Origin of the sequence: Bifidobacterium cuniculi, assembly GCF_000741575.1 — a bacterium.
Lineage (GTDB): Bacteria > Actinomycetota > Actinomycetes > Actinomycetales > Bifidobacteriaceae > Bifidobacterium > Bifidobacterium cuniculi.
Genome location: NZ_JGYV01000024.1, coordinates 20,977 through 38,612, shown reverse-complemented (window position 1 = coordinate 38,612; position 17,636 = coordinate 20,977). Strand labels below are relative to the sequence as shown.

Here is a 17,636-nt window from a genome sequence, read left to right as displayed (position 1 = left end):
AACCGCCCGAGGCATCCGGGGACACCCTGATTCATCCCTGAAAAACCTGCGGAACCCTACCCTGAACCCCCGGATTCGGGCACAATGGGAACCATGAGCCAAGTCCATGACGCCCCCGCGCCGCCCCTGCACCCCGCGCGCCTGCCCCTGCTGCGCCCCCGCCAGGGCCGCTGGCTGGCCGGCGTATGCCGCGGCATCGCCCTGCACCTGGGCATCCACGTGGCCTGGGTGCGCGTAGCCGCCATAGCGCTCGCCTGCTGGTACGGCGTCGGCGTGGTCGCCTACGTCGCCCTGTGGATGCTCATCCCCGCCGGCGACCCGCTCGAGGAGGCGGCACGCCTGTGGCAGGAGCAGCGCGGCGGCACGAACGGCCCACTGGCCCGCGGCAACCGTCCGCTGCCGGGGCAGGGACGCGACTATGCTTCCCTCGACTACACGCAGCTGCAGGAGGACTCCTCCCACCACACGACGCAGACCGAAAGCCTCCAGCAGATGTGGCGCGCCGCCCCCAAGCCGGCGATTCTCGCCTGCGCGGCCGCCGTCTGCTTCGCCGTGGCGACGCTCCTGGTCCGTTGGCGGCAGACCGACACCATGGCGCTGCCCTTCGCGCTCATGCTCATCGGCGCCGCACTGCCCTGGCTCAAGTTCAATGCACCCAGCGGCCAGCTGCGCATGACCGTCATCGGCATCGTGCTGGTCTTCCTCGGCTACGCCCTGTTCATGGTGCAGCACGTCGGCGCCGACGGTTCCGTCTCCCTGGGCCGCACCCTCGCCTCCGGCCTGGCCCTGCTCGCCGGCGTCACCACGGCCCTCGTCCCCTGGATCGTCAACCTCGTGCGCCGCCTGGGCGCCGAACGCGCCTCCAAGGAACGCGAGGAGGAACGCGCCGACATGACCGCCCACCTGCACGACGGCGTCCTGCAGACCCTCGCCCTCATCCAGCTGCACGCCAACGAACCGCAGCAGGTGTTCACGCTGGCACGCTCCCAGGAGCGCGAACTGCGCAGCTGGCTCTACCAGGAACGCACCACCAGCGATCGCTCCGTCAGTGCGGGACTCGCGCAGATCGCCGCCGAGGTGGAGGACACCCACGGCAGGCCCATCGAGGTCGTCACCGTGGGCGACGCACGGCCCAGCGCCCAGACCGACGCTCTGCTCGACGCGGCCATGCAGGCCATGGTCAACGCGGTCACCCACGGCGGCGAACCCGTCTCCGTGTACTGCGAAGCCGGCGAGCGCGAGGTGGAGGTGTACGTGCGCGACCACGGCGACGGCTTCGACATCGACGGCATCGAACCGGACCGCCTGGGCATCCGCGAATCCATCATCGGACGCATCCAACGGCGCGGCGGCGATGTGGAGATAGTGTCGAGACCCGGCTGGGGCACCGAGGTGCGCATGCGCATGCCCATCGCCCAGCCGGTACAATCACAGGCAGCACCCCAGCAGGAAGACAGGAGGCAGGCATGAACGAACAGATACGGGTGGCCGTCGTCGATGACCACGAGATGTTCCGCGCCGGCGTCATCGCCACTCTCGGCGACGCCTTCGCCATCGTCGGGCAGGCCGCCGACGTCGAATCCTCCATCGCCATGATCGCCGACACCCAGCCGGACGTCGTGCTCCTCGACGTGCACGTGCCCGGCGGCGAGGGCGGTGGCGGCGCCGAGATCCTCGCCAAGTCCCAGCCGCTGTCCCCCGCCACCGCCTTCCTGGCGCTGTCCGTCTCGGACAGCGCGCAGGACGTCGGCTCAGTCATCCGCGCCGGCGCCCGCGGCTACGTCACGAAGACCATCACCGGCCACGACCTCATCCACTCCATCGAACAGGTCGCCCAGGGCTACGCCGTCTTCTCCCCCAAGCTCGCCGGCTTCGTCCTCTCCGCCTTCCAGGGCGCCGCCCCCGGCGCCGCGCCCGCGCACGACGACGAACTCGACCGCCTCTCCGCACGCGAGCAGGAAGTCATGCGCCTCATCGCCCGCGGCTACACCTACAAGGAAGCCGCCGCCGAACTGTTCATCTCCGTGAAGACCGTGGAGACCCACGTCAGCTCCGTACTGCGCAAGCTGCAGCTGTCCAACCGCAACGAGCTGACCCTGTGGGCCGCCGACCGGCGCATCGTGTGACGGGCGCACCATATACTTGACGTGGCCACGCAGCGGTAGCCGGAAGGGAAAGCCATGCCACACGACGACTTCGACACCCGGAAGTTCCTGCAGAGCCTCGACGCACTGTTCGACCGGCACGCCGCCGACGGCGACATCGACGGCTTCCTCAAAGACGCCATGGCCGACGCGGAGAATGCCGGCGACCTGGCCGGCCTACTCACCGTCCTCAACGAGGCCATGGGCTTCTACCGGTCCCGTGCACGCCACGAGGAGAACCAGTGGATCGTGCAGCGCGCCATCGAACTCGCCCTGCGCCTGGGGCTCGAAGGCACCGAAGCCTGGGCGACCACGCTCATCAACGCCGCCACCGCCATGCGCGCCGCCGGACGCTACGACCAGGCGCGCGACCTGTACGACCAGGCGCTCGACACCGCGCAGCGCGTCTACCCGACCGGTGACCGCCGCCTCGCCGCCCTGCACAACAACCGCTCCATGCTGTACTCCGAGACCGGCGACAGCGCCGCCGCCGCGCAGGAACTGCGCACGGCGCTCGCCATCCTCGAATCCTCCAGCGTCGACGCCGGCCGCGACGTCGACATCGCCGGCACCTGCACCAACCTCGCACTCGTCCTCGCCGCAGCCGCCACCGCAGGTTCCGCGCAAATGGACGAGGCACACGACCTGGCGCAACGCGCCCTCGACATCTACCGGCAGGCGGGACGCCAGGACAGTGCGCACTACGCGAGCACGCTCGCCGGCCGCGCGCAGGTCGCGTTCCTGGAGGGCGACGCCGACGGTGCCGTGGCGTATTACGAGCGCGCACTGGAGCACATCGCCGCCACCTACGGCGAGGACACCGACTATTACCGCACCACCGCCGCGAACCTCCAGACGGCGCGCCAGGCGGCCGCAAGGGCGTCCGGTGCCGACGGCACGACAGCTCCAGCTGCAGGCGATGACACGGCCGGCGAACCGGCAACGGACAGCCCATCGTCGGCTGCCGAGGCTGCAGCTGACGGGCAGACGTCGGTACCCGGATCTGCGGTGCCGTCGCATGATGCCGCCCCGCGTCCGGCCGCCGTACCGATGACCGGCATGCAGCTGTCGCGCGCCTACTGGCTGCAGGTGGTGCGTCCCATGCTCGCCGAACGCTATCCCGGGTACCTGCCGCGCATCGCCGCCGGCCTGGTGGGCCACGGTTCGGAATGCTACGGCTTCGACGACGCGCTGAGCCACGACCACGACTTCGGCCCGCGCGTCTGCCTGTGGCTGACGGCAGACGACTACGCAGCGGTCGGCGAGCGCATGCAGGCGGACTACGAGGCGTTACCGCGCACCTTCGACGTCTACGGCAGGTCGGTGTCGACGCCGCGCGCGCAGGAGACGCGCCGCGACGGAGTCTTCGAGATCGGCGCCTTCTTCGAGTCGGTCACCGGCTGGCCGGCCGCTCCCCCGGCCGACCAGCCCGCCGCGTGGCTTATGCTGGACGAGGCGACGCTGGCGGCGGCGACCAACGGCAAGGTGTTCGCGGACCCGCTGGGCGCCTTCTCCAAGGCGCGCCAGTCGTTCAAGCTCATGCCCGACGACGTGCGCCTGTCGCTCATGTCGCGGCGGCTGGGCATGCTCGCACAGGCCGGCCAGTACAACCTGCCACGCATGCTGCAACGTGGCGACGGCGCCGCCGCATGGCTGGCCGTCGACGAGTTCGTGCGGGCCGCCGCCTCCTACGTGTTCCTGGAGAACGGCCCGGCCACGGTCGGCTACGTGCCGTACTACAAGTGGCTGTTCGCCGCGTGGCGGCAGCTCTCTGCGCGGCTCTTCGCGAAGCTGGCCGAAGTGTGCGGACAGTGCGAACGGCTGCTGCAGGTGGCGAGCGCGGCGTGCTTCGGCGGCGCCGGTTTCGGCGAGGGTGGCCGCGGCAGCGCGCCGGCCGTGGCCGAGGCGACGTCGATCGTCGAGGGAATCTGCGGGCAGGTCGTCGACCGTCTCAACGCGGACGGCCTGTCCTCCAGTACCGACGATTTCCTCGAATGGCAGCGGCCGTACGTCGAGGCGCATATCCAAGGAGGCGACCCATGTCTGCGCAGCCTGTGAAACATTCCGTGAAAATGACGGTCATCCTGGTCGTCTCAGCCGTCGTCGCGGTGGCGCTGCTGGCCGGCGGCGTCCTGTGGCTGCGCGCGCAGCGGACGTCGGCGTCGGCCGGCACCACAGTGGACCCCGACCCCTACGTCAGCCAGGTCGACCGCGACGGCGACGGCATGGACGACCAGACCGACTTCCTGGCGGCCGTACGCGCCTATGTCGCGACGAAGCCGAAGTACCGCAGCGCCTACTACGCCGGCGGCTACCCGGACGACGGCTACGGGGTGTGCACGGACGTCGTCGCCTTCGGCATGCGCGACGCCGGCTACGACCTGCGCCAGCTGGTCGCCGACGACATCGCCGCGCATCCCGACTGGTACGGTGTCGAGGTGCCGGACGCCGACATCGACTTCCGCCGCGTGCCGAACCTCGACGTGTACCTGGCACACAACGCCATCTCCCTGACGACGGACCCGCAGGACACCACGCAGTGGAAGGGCGGCGACATCGTGGTGTACGAGAACCACATCGGCGTCGTCTCCGACCGTCGCAACGCGCGGAACGTGCCGCTACTCATCCACCACTCCGGCGCCACGCAGCGGCAGTACGAGGAGGACGTGCTGGCGAGCTTCCCCCAGCGCATCGTGGGGCATTACCGGATCAGCTGACACTTATTCAGGAAAGGCACGGACACCATGGCCAATGACCAGGAACGCCAGGCGCTCATCGACAGGATCGTCGAGGAGGAGTGGCGCCAGTTCCAGGACACCACCAACGAAGGAGGCCGCGCGAGCTGCCAGGGCAACAAGCCGATGTTCACAGTGATGCGCCTCAGCCAGTTCGCCACGTGGCCGGACGCGCTGCTGGCGTCCTGGCTGGACGACCTGCAGGCCGCCGACCGCGCCGGCCGCAACCTGGTGACGGAGAAGTACGCGCGCATGATGGCCTCCACCGTCCCCGAGGAGTACCACCGTTCCATCGAACCGTACCTCGAGCCGATCGGCGAGGCCAGGACCGCGCAGCAGGAGCGCATCATCGCGCGACAGGTGGCGTGGGCGCGCGACTTCATGGCGCGCTGGCCCGGGCTGGGTGCCGGCATGCGCGTGCTCGCCACCGCGCAGGACACGCCGGAGTCGACCTCCTTCGAGACATACTTGCGCGGCGAGCTGTCCACCTACTCGCAGGCGACGCTGGACGCCTACGGGCGGTTCGTGGAGTCTCTGGCCGACCAGGGTCGCAACCTGACCGAGGACACGGTAGGCACCACGGTGCGGCTGTCCGGTTTCGCTTCCCTGGAGGAAGCCGAGCGCGCGCAGTCCTGATGGGAGGCTCACATTTTTCGGCTGCCAGGAAGCGCACAATTTCATGGCGCCGAAAAACATGAGCCGCTGCAGGCAACGCTGTGCGCAAAACAAAGAGACACGTGCCGCTACAGTGGTGCTGTGCAGCATTTCTGGAGACAAATCGTCTGGACACTCGGCATTTCCATCATCGTCACCGCAGCGTTCGCTGGTCTTTCCGTGGCGATGGACCCCGGCTGGAGCGTCGGTCCGCTCAGCACGCACATGCGCGTGTCTGACCGTGACACCGCCATCAGCGCCAAGGACACCACGGCACCCAAGCTGGGCACCTACCAGGTCAGGGAGACGCACGTCACCGTCACCGTCAGCGGCGGCCACACCGTCGCCGCCATCGTGCGCGACCCGCTGGACGGTCCCTCCGACCGTGCCGCCGTCGTGCTCATGCACGGCGCCGGTACCGGCAAGGCCGCGGAAGTCTACGGCGACGTCGCCACGGACCTGGCGTCGGCCGGCATCACCAGCATCGTCCAGGACAAGCGTCTCGACAACTACACCGCGCTGAGCCGTGACTACGACGCCAGCGCCGACGACTATCTCGCCGCCGTGGAGGTCCTGCGCGGCTGGGACGGCGTCGACCCGGCGAAGGTCGGCATCTACGCGGAGTCCGAAGGCACCTGGATCGCGACCATCATGGCGAAGAAGGACCCCACGCTGGACTTCGTGGCCCTCACCAGCCCGCCGGTGTACTCGGGACGCCAGCAGATGGCGATGGCCGCCACGGAGTGCCTCAACATCATCGGCGCGCCGGACGGCGTCGTCAAGCTCATCCCCCGGCTCACCAGCCTCGACTTCGGCCCCTTCGGCCTCAAGTACGCCGACTTCGACGCCGCCGACTACCGCGGGGCGCTCACCATGCCGGTGCTCGTCAACTACGGCACCCGCGACCCCTCCATGCCCATCGAGCAGGGGGCACAGCAGATCATCAAGGACACGCACGAGGTCGGCAACGACAACGTGACCGTGCGCTACTACCCCACCAACCACCAGATGCGCACCGGCTCGTCACTGTCCGTGCCGGGACTGCCGCTGGCCGAGCACTACACGGAGAACCTGGCCGACTGGATCAACGACGTGGCCGCCGGCACCGCCGCCGACGGCTGGCAGACCCCGCTGATCGCTGGCACCCAGCCGTTCCAGGAGTTCGCCGTCCCGATGGACATGGAGCCGGGACTCATCTCCTCGGTGACCATGCTCCTGGCCATCTTCCTCTTCGGCGTGCTCATGTGGGGCGCCGTGGCGGTCATGTGTCTGGTGTCGGTGCTGCGCCGCAAGCGCACCAGCCCCACCAGCGTGCGCAAGGACGGGCGCACCGTGTCCCACCGTTTCGCCATGCCCACCAAGGCGCTGATCGTGAGCACCCTCCTGCTCACTGCCGCCCTCACCATTGCCTTCATGGCCTACTTCGTCTTCCTAGCGAAGGCGGCACTGGCCCTGAGCGACCAGTCGGCCATGCTGGAAGCGGGATGGGCCTGCCTGCGCGTGGCCGTCATCGTCTCCATCGTGCTGGTCTCATGGATCATGGTGCGCAAGTACTTCTTCTACGGCCCCGGGCGCATCGACCCGGACACGCCCAAAGAGGTCGACATGCGCATGTCCGCCGGGCACAGCGCAGTCATCGCCTGCTGCGGCCTGTGCGCGGCGAGTGCACTGGTGCTGGGCTCCTTCTTCAACCTGGTGCCCTGACATGCATATGCAAGGGCCCGGTCCATCATGTGATGACCCGGGCCCTTGCATATGCGGCGGATAGGGCGAGATTCGAACTCGCGGACGGTTTCCCGTCAACGGTTTTCAAGACCGTCTCCTTAGACCGCTCGGACACCTATCCAGTGCGCGCGGCGCACAGCCTCCCAGTCTACCATGTCATGCGGGCCATGGCTGCCCGGGACGTCGCATGCCGCGCAAAACTGTTATATCAGGTCGTCACGCCCTGGGCGATCACGCCTCCCACGCCGTGGGCTCGATCACTTCCTTGCCGCCCATGTAGGGTCGCATGGCCTTGGGAATCACGATGGAACCGTCGGCCTGCTGGTGGTTCTCCATGATCGCCACGAGCCAGCGGGTGGTGGCCAGCGTGCCGTTGAGGGTGGCGACCGGCTCGGTACCGCCGTCCACGCGCTCGCGGATGTTGAGACGGCGCGCCTGGTACTGGGTGCAGTTCGAGGTGCTGGTCAGCTCGCGGTAGCGGCCCTGGGTCGGCACCCACGCCTCGCAGTCGAACTTGCGGGCGGCGGAGGAACCCAGGTCGCCGGCGGCGGTGTCGATCACGCGGTACGGGACCTCGACCTTGCCGAGCATCTCCTCCTCCATCGCCAGCAGCTGGCGGTGCTGCTCGTAGGAGTCCTCGGGCTTGCAGTAGACGAACATCTCCACCTTGTCGAACTGGTGGACGCGGATGATGCCGCTGGTGTCCTTGCCCGCGGCACCCGCCTCGCGGCGGTAGCAGGAGCTCCAGCCGCAGTAGCGCAGCGGGCCTGCGGACAGGTCGAGGATCTCGTCCTCGTGCATGCCGGCGAGCGCCACCTCGGAAGTGCCGACCAGGTAGTCCTCGTCGGGTTCGCGCAGGCGGTAGATCTCGTCGGCGTGGGAGTTGAGGAAGCCGGTGCCGCGCATGACCTCGGGGCGCACGAGCGTGGGGGTGATGGCGAGCGTGAAATCGTGCTCCTGCGCCTGGTCGACGGCCATGGTGAGCATGGCGATCTGCAGGCGTGCGATGGCGCCGCGCAGGAAGTAGAAGCGGGAACCGGAGACCTTGACGCCGCGCTTCATGTCGATGCCGGCCACGCCCTCGCCGAGGGTGAGGTGGTCCTTGGGTTCGAAGCCCTCGGCCGCGAAGTCGCGGATGGTGCCGACCTTCTTGACGACCACGTAGTCGTCCTCGCCGCCTTCGGGCGCCTCCGGCTCGACGATGTTGGAAAGCTTCCACATGGCGGTGGTGTACTGCTCGTTCGCATCGTCCGCATCGGACTTGTAGGAGGCGACCTGCTCGGACAGCTCCTTGGTCTGGGCGATGAGCGCGGCCTTCTGGTCGGCGGGGGCCTTCGCCACCTGCTTGCCGATCTCCTTCTGGCGGGCGCGTGCCTCTTCGAACTTCTTGAGCGACGCACGGCGCGTCTCGTCGGAACGCAGGACCTCGTCGACGAGCTCGACGGACTCGCCGCGCTTGCGCTGGGAATCCTTGATGACGTCCGGGTGTTCGCGAATGAATTGAATATCAAGCATGCTTGCAAGGGTAGTGCTCGAATGCGACAGGAAGCCATGTTTCCCGCGGTGTTTCACGCATGGCAGCATGGCGGTGTCGTGGAGGATGCACCCCATGCACGCGACGGCTTGCTAAGATGGGGCGATGAATCGGACCGTTTCGACGCCATGGGTGCCGCTTATGCAGGAATGGGGAACTTTGCCATGAACACAGCAACCGTCATCATCCTGGTGTCGATGGTCGTCCTGATCGCCGTCATCGTGGTGGCCATCGCACTCATCCGCATCCACATGCACCGCAAGCGCGTCCAGCAGCTCGAGCAGCGGCGCAACGACCAGGTCCACTACGCCTTCATCGTCAACCCCTCCAAGCCATCGGCGGCGCAGACGTGCACGAAGATCCGTGAATTCTGCCGGGAGCGTGGCCTCGGGGAGACCATGTTCATCGAGACGCAGCTCGACAAGGACGGCCGCGCCTGCACGCAGGAGGCACTGGAGCGCGGCGCCGACGTGGTGATCGCCGTCGGCGGCGACGGCACCGTGCGCACCGTGGCGAGCGCGTTGGCCGGCACCGGCCATGCGATGGGCATCGTGCCGATCGGCACGGGCAACCTGTTCGCGCGCAACATGGGCATCCCGATCGACGACGTGACCGCGGCGCTCACCATCGCGGTCTCCCACGGCTCGCACCGCGTGGACGTCGGCCGCCTGCAGCTGCTGGACCGTCCCGACGAGGACCACGGCCACGCCTTCCTCATCATCGCCGGCGTCGGCTTCGACGCGGTCATGATTGACGACACCGACCCGAACCTCAAGAAGAACGTCAGCTGGCTGGCCTATTTCGTCTCCGGCGCCAAGCACCTCTTCGCCCCCAAGTACCACGCGGACGTGTCGATCACGGACGGCGAGGGCAAGCCGAAGACCTTGCGGCAATTGGAGTTCCGCACCTTCATGGCCGGCAACTGCGGCCAGATCCCCGTGTTCTCGCTCATGCCGGACGCCTCCTTCAACGACGGCCTGCTCGACTTCGAGCTGATCGACACCGACGGCGGCCTGATCGGCTGGGCGAACCTGTTCGGCGACGTGGTGCACCAGACCATCACGAAGAAGGCGGAGCAGAGCCCGCTGTCCGCGCATTCGAAGATCGACCAGATGCAGGGGCGCAGCGCCGAACTGGTCCTGGACAAGCCGGTGCTGACGCAGGTCGACGGCGACATGCTGCCCGAGACGAAGCACCTGAAGTTCACGGTGGACCGGGAGGCGCTGATCGTGCGCGTGCCGCTGGGCGAGTAGCACTGGACAAGGCGTCCCGCGTGGGCGGGGCGTGCGAGGCATATATGTGCTTGCTTGGAGCATGTGCATGCGGAAGGGCAGAAAACTCTCGTTTTTTCGTGACATTTCTAGGAGAAGAGGCGGCCCGCTTCCTGCCGGTCATCGCCATCGGCGATGACCGGCAGGAAGCGGGCCGCCTCTTCTCCTAGAAATGTCACGAAAAAACGAGAGATTTCTTCGGATTCAGGCCTCGGTGGCCTGACCTCATGCCTTACTTCTCCACGTCGATGACCACGTCACCGGGCTGCACGTCCATGCCGAAGTGCGGCTCGACGCGAGTCAGGGCGGCGGTGTTCACCACGGTCATCAGGGTGGTGGTGCTGTAGCCGGCGGCCTGCACCTTGTCGAAGTCGACGTCCACGAGCTTGTCGCCCAGGGCGACGCGCTGGTTCTGCTTGACGGCGACGGTGAAGCCCTCGCCGTTCATCTTGACGGTATCGATGCCGATGTGCACCAGGATCTCCACGCCGTCATCGGTCTTGACGCCGAAGGCGTGGCCGGTCTCGGCCACGGTGGTCAGCACGCCGGCGACCGGCGCGAAGACGGATTCCTTGCCGCTGGCGGGCGTGATGCCCACGCCCTCGCCCAGGGCGCGCGAGGCGAACACGGGGTCGCCGGCGTCGTCCAGGGAAATCACGTGGCCGGCGAGCGGCGCGGCGACGTGGTCGGTGGCGACCATCGGCTGGTCGGCGGCAGCGGCAGCGGCGCCGGCGGCGGAGGTGCGGTCGGCGGGCAGCAGGTTGTCGTCCTCATGCTCAAGGGCATTCTCGACGGCGGCACGGTTGGCCGGGGTCTCGGTGGCCTCGTCGGCCTGGGCGGCCTGGACGCGGGCCAGCACCTCGGCTTTCTCCTCAGGCGTGCGGTAGTCGAAGAAGACGACCATGAGCAGCGCCACGATGAAGGCGATGGCGATGGACAGCGCGTACACCCACATCTGGCTGAAGACCGGGATGGTCAGCAGCGAGGTGAAGGCGAAGGCGGTGGTGGTCACGCCGTGCACGGTCTCGCCGTTGGCGAGGGTGGACGGGAAGAGCCAACCGAGGATGGCGATGGAGACGCCGCCGGCGGCGCAGCCGACCAGCATGCGCGAGTACATCTTCTTGAAGCGCAGGTGAATGCCGTACAGGGACGGCTCGGAGACGCCGCCGAGCAGGCCGGCCGCGAGGGCGCCGATGGAGGTCTGACGCATCTCGGTGTCCTTGTCGCGCAGGGAGAGGATGAGTACGCCGGCGGTGGCGCCGAAGCAGGCGAAGTTCCAGGTGCCCATCGGGCCCTGGATGAAGTCGTATCCCATGGTGTTGATGTTGATGAGCATGAGCGCGTTGAGCGGCCAGTGCAGGCCGAGCGGCACCAGGAACGGGTACAGCATCGGGATGAGGATGGCGAAGATGAACGGCGCATGCATGTTCAGCCACTGCAGGCCGATACCCAGGCCGTTGCCGACCCATACGCCGATCGGGCCGAGGATGAAGGCGGTCAAGGCGCCGACGACAATCATGCAGAAGAAGGGCACGAAGACCATCTGGACCGAATCCGGGATGATCTTCTTGAGGCCGCGGTAGACGAGCGCGAGCACGGCGGCCATGAGCAGCGGCACGAAAACGTTGCCCGAGTAGTCGGACAGCTGCATCGGCAGGCCGAACACGGTGGTGGTGCACTGCTGGGTGCCCACGGCGCTGGTGGTGCAGTTGGTCTCGGCCCAGGTGGTGTCCATGAGGCTCATGAAGGACGGGGTCATGAGCGCGGCCATGATGGCGCCGCCCAGCCACGGGTCCACGTTGAGCTTCTTGGACGCGTTGTACGCGATCATGATGGGCAGGAAGTAGAAGACGCCCTTGTACAGCGCCTGCATGAAGACCCAGCTCGGCGAGTCGGTCTCGCTGGCGATCCAGCCGCATGCGATGCACACGTTGATGATGGCGATGATGAGCGAGGCGCCGAGCAGCACGCCCAGGATCGGGCGGAACGAATCGGAGAGGTACTCGAAGAAGGAGTCCAGCCACGCGACCTTGCCGCGCGCCTTGGACCGGGCGGCCGCCTTGACGTCCGCGTTGGACATGCCACCGCCGTTGGAGCCGGCGGCGGGCGCCGGGGTGCCGGAGGCCACACGCTGCATCTCGGGCAGGTTCATGATCTTGTTGTACATGTCGGCCACGCCGCCGCCGATGACGACCTGGTAGCGGTCGCCGGCCTGCGGCACGGCACCCAGCACGCCTTTCATGTGCTGGAGCGCGTTCTGGTCGACCTTGCCTCCGTCGACCAGCTCGAAACGAAGGCGGGTGGCGCAGTGCGTCAGGCTCTTGACGTTGTCCGGGCCACCGATCGCAGTGATGATCTGCGAAGGAGTGGAGTCAGCCATCGTTCTTTCCTTTCCTCTATCCCTGAGCGACGGCACTTCCCGGATCCCCCATTGTCCGCATGGGGCACGGAACGACGCCGTCGCTGCTGTGTATCCGAAAAAAGCGAACACAGCGGGCAATTCCCGCGCATGGCGCTCCCCGTTCCTTCACCGGGGGACGGTCCAGCGGCTCTGCTTCGCCGTCTTCACTCCAATCGTCACAAAATAGTACACGAGTACACAGGCCATTTCACCGACACGGAATGTCGCGGCCACGGGAGCTGACGGCCCGAATCCTTGGAATCGCGCGCTTTGTACGCCCCCTCACCTTGCAATCGATTTCAGTTCTTCGCCACAGGCTAAACTGGTAGGGTACGGCTTGTCGCTGCAATGCCATTGCAACGCCAAACCGGCGGCAGTCAATGAATCGTGAAAGAACGAAGGACGTATGGTTGCACAGAATGCGGGCATGCCCGCCACCCCAGCAGACCTCATCGATGTCGACGAAGTGATCGGCAAGTACTACGACGTCGTGCCGGACGTCGACGTGCCCGAGCAGCGCGTGAGCTTCGGCACCTCCGGACACCGCGGCTCCTCGCTGAAGACGTCGTTCAACGAGGCACACATCGTGGCCATCACGCAGGCCATCGCCGAGTACCGCAAGGAGGCCGGCGTCAACGGCCCGCTCTACATCGGCCGCGACACGCACGCCCTGAGCGAGCCGGCTTGGAAGACCGCCATCGAGGTGCTCGTGGCGAACGGTGTCACCGTGCGCATCGACTCGCGCGACGACTTCACCCCCACCCCGGTCGTCTCCCAGGCGATCCTCACACACAACCGCGCGGCCGACGGCTCGCAGCGCTTCGAGGGCGACGGCCTGGCCGACGGCATCGTGGTCACCCCCTCGCACAACCCGCCCACCGACGGCGGCTTCAAGTACGACCCGGTCACCGGCGGCCCGGCACCCAGCGAGGTGACCAACGCCATCGCCAACCGCGCCAACGAGCTGCTGCCGAACTTCCGCAACATCAAGCGCGTGCCCTTCGAGCAGGCCGTCAAGTCCGACCTCGTGGAGCGCTTCGACTTCCGCGAACACTACGTGGAAGACCTGAAGAACGTGATTGACTTCGACGTGATCCGCTCCTCCGGCGTGCGCCTGGGCATCGACCCGCTGGGCGGCGCCTCCGTGAACTACTGGCCGCTCATCAACGAGAAGTACGGCCTCGAGATCGGCGTGGTGCGCCCCGAGGTCGACCCGACCTGGCGCTTCATGACCATCGACCACGACGGCAAGATCCGCATGGACCCCTCCTCGCAGTACGCGATGAAGGGCCTGGTCGACCAGCTCAACGCCGGCGCCTGGGACAAGTACGACCTGGTGGGCGGCACCGACCCGGACGCCGACCGCCACGGCATCGTCTGCCCGAACTGGGGCGTCATGAACCCGAACCACTACCTGGCCGTGTGCGTCGAATACCTCTTCGGCGGCAACCGTCCGGGCTGGCCGGAGGGCACGGGCGTGGGCAAGACCCTCGTCTCCTCCTCCCTGATCGACCGCGTGGCCGCCGCCATCGACGCGCGCGTGGTCGAGGTGCCGGTCGGCTTCAAGTGGTTCGTGGACCCGCTGTTCACCGGCGAGATCGCTTTCGGCGGCGAGGAAAGCTCCGGCATGAGCTTCCTGCGCATGGACGGCCGCGTGTGGACCACCGACAAGGACGGCCTGATCCCCGACCTGCTGGCCGCCGAGATCACCGGCAAGACCGGCAAGAACCCGGCCCAGCTGCACCAGGAGCAGGTGGAGCGCTTCGGCGAGAGCTGGTACAGCCGCATCGACACGCCGACCACCCTCGAGCAGAAGCAGAAGTTCGCCAAGCTCAACGCCGACGACGTGACCGCCACCACCCTGGGCGGCGAGGACATCGAGCAGATCCTGACCAAGGCGCCGGGCAACGACGCTCCGATCGGCGGCATCAAGGTGACGACCAAGGACAACTGGTTCGCCGCCCGCCCCTCCGGCACCGAGAACATCTACAAGGTGTACGCGGAGTCCTTCGTCTCCCCCGAGACGCTGGACGCCGTGCTGTCCGAGGCCACCGAGGTCGTGGACAACGCCCTGGGCGAGTAGGTGAAGGCATCGGGGAAGGGTCCGGATGCCTGTAGGTCCGGATGAGGGCAACCCTTTCCTTTGACGAACCGCCCCTAACAGGAATCTCTCGTTTTTCCGTGATATTTCCAGAACGGGCCGCATGTGCGGCCCGTTCTGGAAATATCACGGAAAAACGAGAGATTCCTGTTAGCACTTGATTCCTGAATGGCCCTCGCCCCGGGGTCCCACTACCCTAGGCCCCATGACGATCACTGTTTCCACCGACGGCTCCGCACTCGGCAACCCCAACGGACCCATGGGTTGGGCATGGGCCGACCATGACACGCACGGCGCGGACGGCCACCACCACACCGGCGACTGCGACGCCGGCGGCGCCACCAGCGGCACCAACCAGATCGGCGAGCTGTGCGCGGTGCTCGAGGCGCTGCGCACCCATCCGGGATCCGAGCCCCTGACCATCGAGACCGACTCCCAGTACGCCATCAACTGCTCCACCAAGTGGGTGCATGGCTGGAAGAAGAACGGCTGGAGGAACTCCAAGAAAGAGCCGGTGAAGAATGCGCCGCTCATCAAGGCCATCGACCGCGAGATCCGCAGCCGCAAGGGCCCGGTCAGGTTCGTGTGGGTCAAGGGGCACGCGGGCAACGCCGGCAACGAGAAGGTCGACGAACTGGCACGCACCTACGCGGAGGACGCCCGTTCGGGCGTGCGCGACGGCTACCTGCCTGCCGAGGGCTGGCAATCGGTGATGGACTCGCCGTACACGAAGGGCCTGGAAGTCCCGCAGGATGCGCAGATGCTGCTCGACGGCGAGCTGACGGCCGCCGACTACCACGACGGCCGCTCCATGGGAGGCCCCGGCACCATGCGTGACACCGACGCCGCAACGGCGCACGATACGCAGGGCATACAGGCCGACACCGCCGCACGACGCCCGGACGACCCCATTGGCCGCCCGACGACGGACAAGGCGCAGGAGACGGCATCGACGCCGGATTCCGCGACGCCGTCGGCACAGCCGGCGGCGGCAGCGGACCCGGTGACCGACGGGACCGCACCGGAAGCGACGCACGCCACGCAGCAGCAGCCCTCCCCCACCCCGACGCTGGCGCACACCGGCCTGCACGTGTCCGGTGACGTGCACATCACGCCCCCGCCGGCCTCCAGCCCGAGCTTCGACGGCCAGCCGCGGCGGATCCGCGGCTACGTGGAAGTGGACCTGCTGGTGGATGGCGACGGCTCGGCGCGGCTGGATGACGCCCCGTTCCTCGTGGCGCATCTGGGCTGAGCACTACTATGGGACCTGTGCGTGCATGCATGGGCGTGCACGCGTGCATGACTTCGAATCGAAGGAGCAAGGATATGGACAAGGCACAGCAGGATGCCATGAAGAAGGAAGCGGGCATCGCCGCCGCGCAGCTCGTCAAGGACGGCATGGTCGCAGGCCTGGGCACCGGTTCCACTGTGAAGTTCCTGGTGGACGAGCTCGGCCGCCGCGTCAAGGAGGAAGGCCTCGAGTTCACTGGCGTCACCACCTCCCGCCGCACGCAGGAGCAGGCCGAGGGCTACGGCATCAAGATCGTGGACATCGACGACGTGGACCGCATCGACCTGACGATCGACGGCGCCGACGAGGTGGACGCGAACTTCAACGGCATCAAGGGCGGTGGCGCCGCCCTGCTGTGGGAGAAGATCGTGGCCGTCAACTCGGACAAGATCGTGTGGATCGTGGACTCCTCCAAGGTGGTGGACGTGATCGGCAAGTTCCCGCTGCCGGTGGAGGTCATCCCCTTCGGCTGGTCCCACGTCTTCAAGCGTTTCGAGGAGCGCGGCTACAAGCCGGTGCTGCGCCTGGAAGCCGACGGCGAGCCGGTGCGCACCGACGAGCGCAACTACGTGATCGACCTGCACCTGGAGCGCATCGACAACCCGCAGGAGCTGGCCGAGGACCTCATCAACACGGTCGGCGTGGTGGAGCACGGCCTGTTCCTCAACATGGTCAACGAAGTGATCGTGGGCGACCCGGAAGGCCCCCGCGTGCTCGTCAATCCGAACAAGTGAGTCTTCCCGCACGGCCGGGACGGCATAAAGTCGTCTCGGCCGTGTAGAGTTGGTCAAGTTGCAAACTTTCGAGTACAAGGAACGGAGGCTTGAGATGGGCTCGGTCATCAAGAAGCGCCGCAAGCGGATGAGCAAGAAGAAGCACCGCAAACTGCTGCGTAAGACTCGCCACCAGCGCAAGTAGTCTTATTGCTTGAATACTTCGATCCCCGGCACCGCGTGGTGCCGGGGATTTTGCATATGCGCATGGGCGTGGCGGGAAACCAAGGCCCCTTTGCGGCAAGTCTCCCATGAGATTTTGTTCGAAAAAATGAACAATTTCTCAAGCGGAAGCGATCATGAAGGGAACTTTGCCCCACCTACAGGGGGAAGGTGCGGACCAGCGTCTCGACGGTGGCAACGGGGCCGGTCATGAGGATGCACACCGTGTCGTTGCGCCAGAGCGCAGAGGCGGCATTTTCGTCGTCCTCGTCCTGCACGACCACGTAGCTGCCGGTCTTCTCCCCCGCCACCTTCACGTTGCCGGCGGCCAGCTGCTTGCCCTTGAGCGCCTTGGCCAAGTCCAGGTATTCCTCGTCCGCGTCCTCGGTGGCGCTCCACTGCGCCACGGTCACGGACACCTTGGTGGCGTCGTCGCCGGTCGAATAGGCCAGCGCGTATTCCTCCAGGGGCTTGGAGGCGCTCCACACGTCCGTGGTGTCAGCGGAGACGCGCACGTAGCTGCCCACATGGTCCGGCATCGCCTGGAGGAGCGCCGTGGCGCCCTCGGGCAGTGCGGTGGCCTCGATGGTCGGCTTGGCGGAGGCGATGGCAGTGGAGATGGGCGCCGGCTCCGGCGCGCTGCGCACCGCCCAACCAGGCCAACCGAAGGCGCTGACGAGGGCCAGGACGACGATGATCGCGGCCACGACGACGACCCTGCGGGCACGTCGTGCCGTGTCCGAGGAGGAGGTGTCGACGGAAGCGCGCGATGTGTTTGCCATGGCATTCATCTTGGCACAGCCGCCTGACGCCTTGCGCAAACCGCCCGGAGCCGCTAGGTTCGG

At 67.1% G+C, this 17,636-nt stretch carries 14 protein-coding genes and 1 tRNA gene; 11 read left to right on the top strand and 4 right to left on the bottom strand.

What is annotated here, in order from left to right; genetic code table 11:
• Nucleotides 1–93 precede the first annotated feature (93 nt).
• From BCUN_RS12455 to BCUN_RS09465, 6 genes are all read left to right on the top strand, one after another.
• Nucleotides 94–1,470 (top strand): ATP-binding protein, encoded by a 1,377-nt coding sequence (locus tag BCUN_RS12455; RefSeq protein ID WP_051921003.1) that lies wholly within the window; start codon nt 94–96, stop codon nt 1,468–1,470.
• Nucleotides 1,467–2,126: a LuxR C-terminal-related transcriptional regulator gene (locus BCUN_RS09485; RefSeq protein WP_033517538.1), complete on the top strand. Its 660-nt coding sequence runs from the start codon at nt 1,467–1,469 to the stop codon at nt 2,124–2,126. The genes BCUN_RS12455 and BCUN_RS09485 overlap by 4 nt, the downstream gene beginning before the upstream one ends.
• A gap of 54 nt (nt 2,127–2,180) precedes the next feature.
• Nucleotides 2,181–4,202 (top strand): DUF4037 domain-containing protein, encoded by a 2,022-nt coding sequence (locus BCUN_RS09480; RefSeq protein WP_051921002.1) that lies wholly within the window; start codon nt 2,181–2,183, stop codon nt 4,200–4,202.
• Nucleotides 4,184–4,861 (top strand): DUF1287 domain-containing protein, encoded by a 678-nt coding sequence (locus BCUN_RS09475; protein ID WP_202961101.1) that lies wholly within the window; start codon nt 4,184–4,186, stop codon nt 4,859–4,861. The genes BCUN_RS09480 and BCUN_RS09475 overlap by 19 nt, the downstream gene beginning before the upstream one ends.
• 27 nt (nt 4,862–4,888) lie before the next feature.
• Entirely contained in the window at nt 4,889–5,515 is a 627-nt protein-coding gene (locus tag BCUN_RS09470) for a DUF4125 family protein (RefSeq protein ID WP_033517540.1), read from the top strand.
• A gap of 243 nt (nt 5,516–5,758) precedes the next feature.
• On the top strand, nt 5,759–7,237 hold the full coding sequence (locus tag BCUN_RS09465; protein ID WP_238552416.1) for an alpha/beta hydrolase: 1,479 nt from the start codon (nt 5,759–5,761) through the stop codon (nt 7,235–7,237).
• Nucleotides 7,238–7,294: 57 nt separating this feature from the next.
• Here the strand turns inward: BCUN_RS09465 and BCUN_RS09460 are convergent.
• Together BCUN_RS09460 and serS are read right to left on the bottom strand one after the other, a co-directional pair.
• Nucleotides 7,295–7,379: transfer RNA gene (locus BCUN_RS09460), tRNA-Ser, on the bottom strand.
• Nucleotides 7,380–7,489: 110 nt separating this feature from the next.
• Nucleotides 7,490–8,773 carry a serine--tRNA ligase gene (serS, locus tag BCUN_RS09455; protein ID WP_033517542.1) on the bottom strand — a complete coding sequence of 428 codons (1,284 nt, stop codon included), beginning with the start codon at nt 8,771–8,773 and terminating at the stop codon, nt 7,490–7,492.
• Nucleotides 8,774–8,956: 183 nt separating this feature from the next.
• Here serS and BCUN_RS09450 point away from each other — a divergent pair, with 183 nt between their 5' ends.
• Nucleotides 8,957–10,045 carry a diacylglycerol/lipid kinase family protein gene (locus BCUN_RS09450; RefSeq protein ID WP_051921000.1) on the top strand — a complete coding sequence of 363 codons (1,089 nt, stop codon included), beginning with the start codon at nt 8,957–8,959 and terminating at the stop codon, nt 10,043–10,045.
• Between the two features lie 250 nt (nt 10,046–10,295).
• Here the strand turns inward: BCUN_RS09450 and BCUN_RS09445 are convergent, their stop codons facing one another.
• Nucleotides 10,296–12,443: a glucose PTS transporter subunit IIA gene (locus tag BCUN_RS09445; protein ID WP_033518158.1), complete on the bottom strand. Its 2,148-nt coding sequence runs from the start codon at nt 12,441–12,443 to the stop codon at nt 10,296–10,298.
• A 427-nt stretch (nt 12,444–12,870) separates the two neighbouring features.
• On the opposite strand from BCUN_RS09445, the gene pgm reads away from it, so the two are divergent.
• From pgm to BCUN_RS11995, 4 genes are all read left to right on the top strand, one after another.
• Nucleotides 12,871–14,547 (top strand): phosphoglucomutase (alpha-D-glucose-1,6-bisphosphate-dependent), encoded by a 1,677-nt coding sequence (gene pgm / locus BCUN_RS09440; protein WP_033518156.1) that lies wholly within the window; start codon nt 12,871–12,873, stop codon nt 14,545–14,547.
• Between the two features lie 223 nt (nt 14,548–14,770).
• Nucleotides 14,771–15,817, top strand: coding sequence for a ribonuclease H family protein (locus BCUN_RS09435; protein WP_033518152.1), 1,047 nt, complete (start codon nt 14,771–14,773; stop codon nt 15,815–15,817).
• Between the two features lie 74 nt (nt 15,818–15,891).
• Nucleotides 15,892–16,590, top strand: a complete 699-nt coding sequence (gene rpiA / locus BCUN_RS09430) for a ribose-5-phosphate isomerase RpiA (RefSeq protein ID WP_033518150.1) — start codon at nt 15,892–15,894, stop codon at nt 16,588–16,590.
• Between the two features lie 94 nt (nt 16,591–16,684).
• On the top strand, nt 16,685–16,774 hold the full coding sequence (locus BCUN_RS11995; protein WP_004268639.1) for a 30S ribosomal protein bS22: 90 nt from the start codon (nt 16,685–16,687) through the stop codon (nt 16,772–16,774).
• A gap of 175 nt (nt 16,775–16,949) precedes the next feature.
• Here BCUN_RS11995 and BCUN_RS09425 read toward each other — a convergent pair whose 3' ends face one another.
• Nucleotides 16,950–17,573 carry a hypothetical protein gene (locus tag BCUN_RS09425; RefSeq protein WP_033517865.1) on the bottom strand — a complete coding sequence of 208 codons (624 nt, stop codon included), beginning with the start codon at nt 17,571–17,573 and terminating at the stop codon, nt 16,950–16,952.
• Between the last annotated feature and the right edge of the window lie 63 nt (nt 17,574–17,636).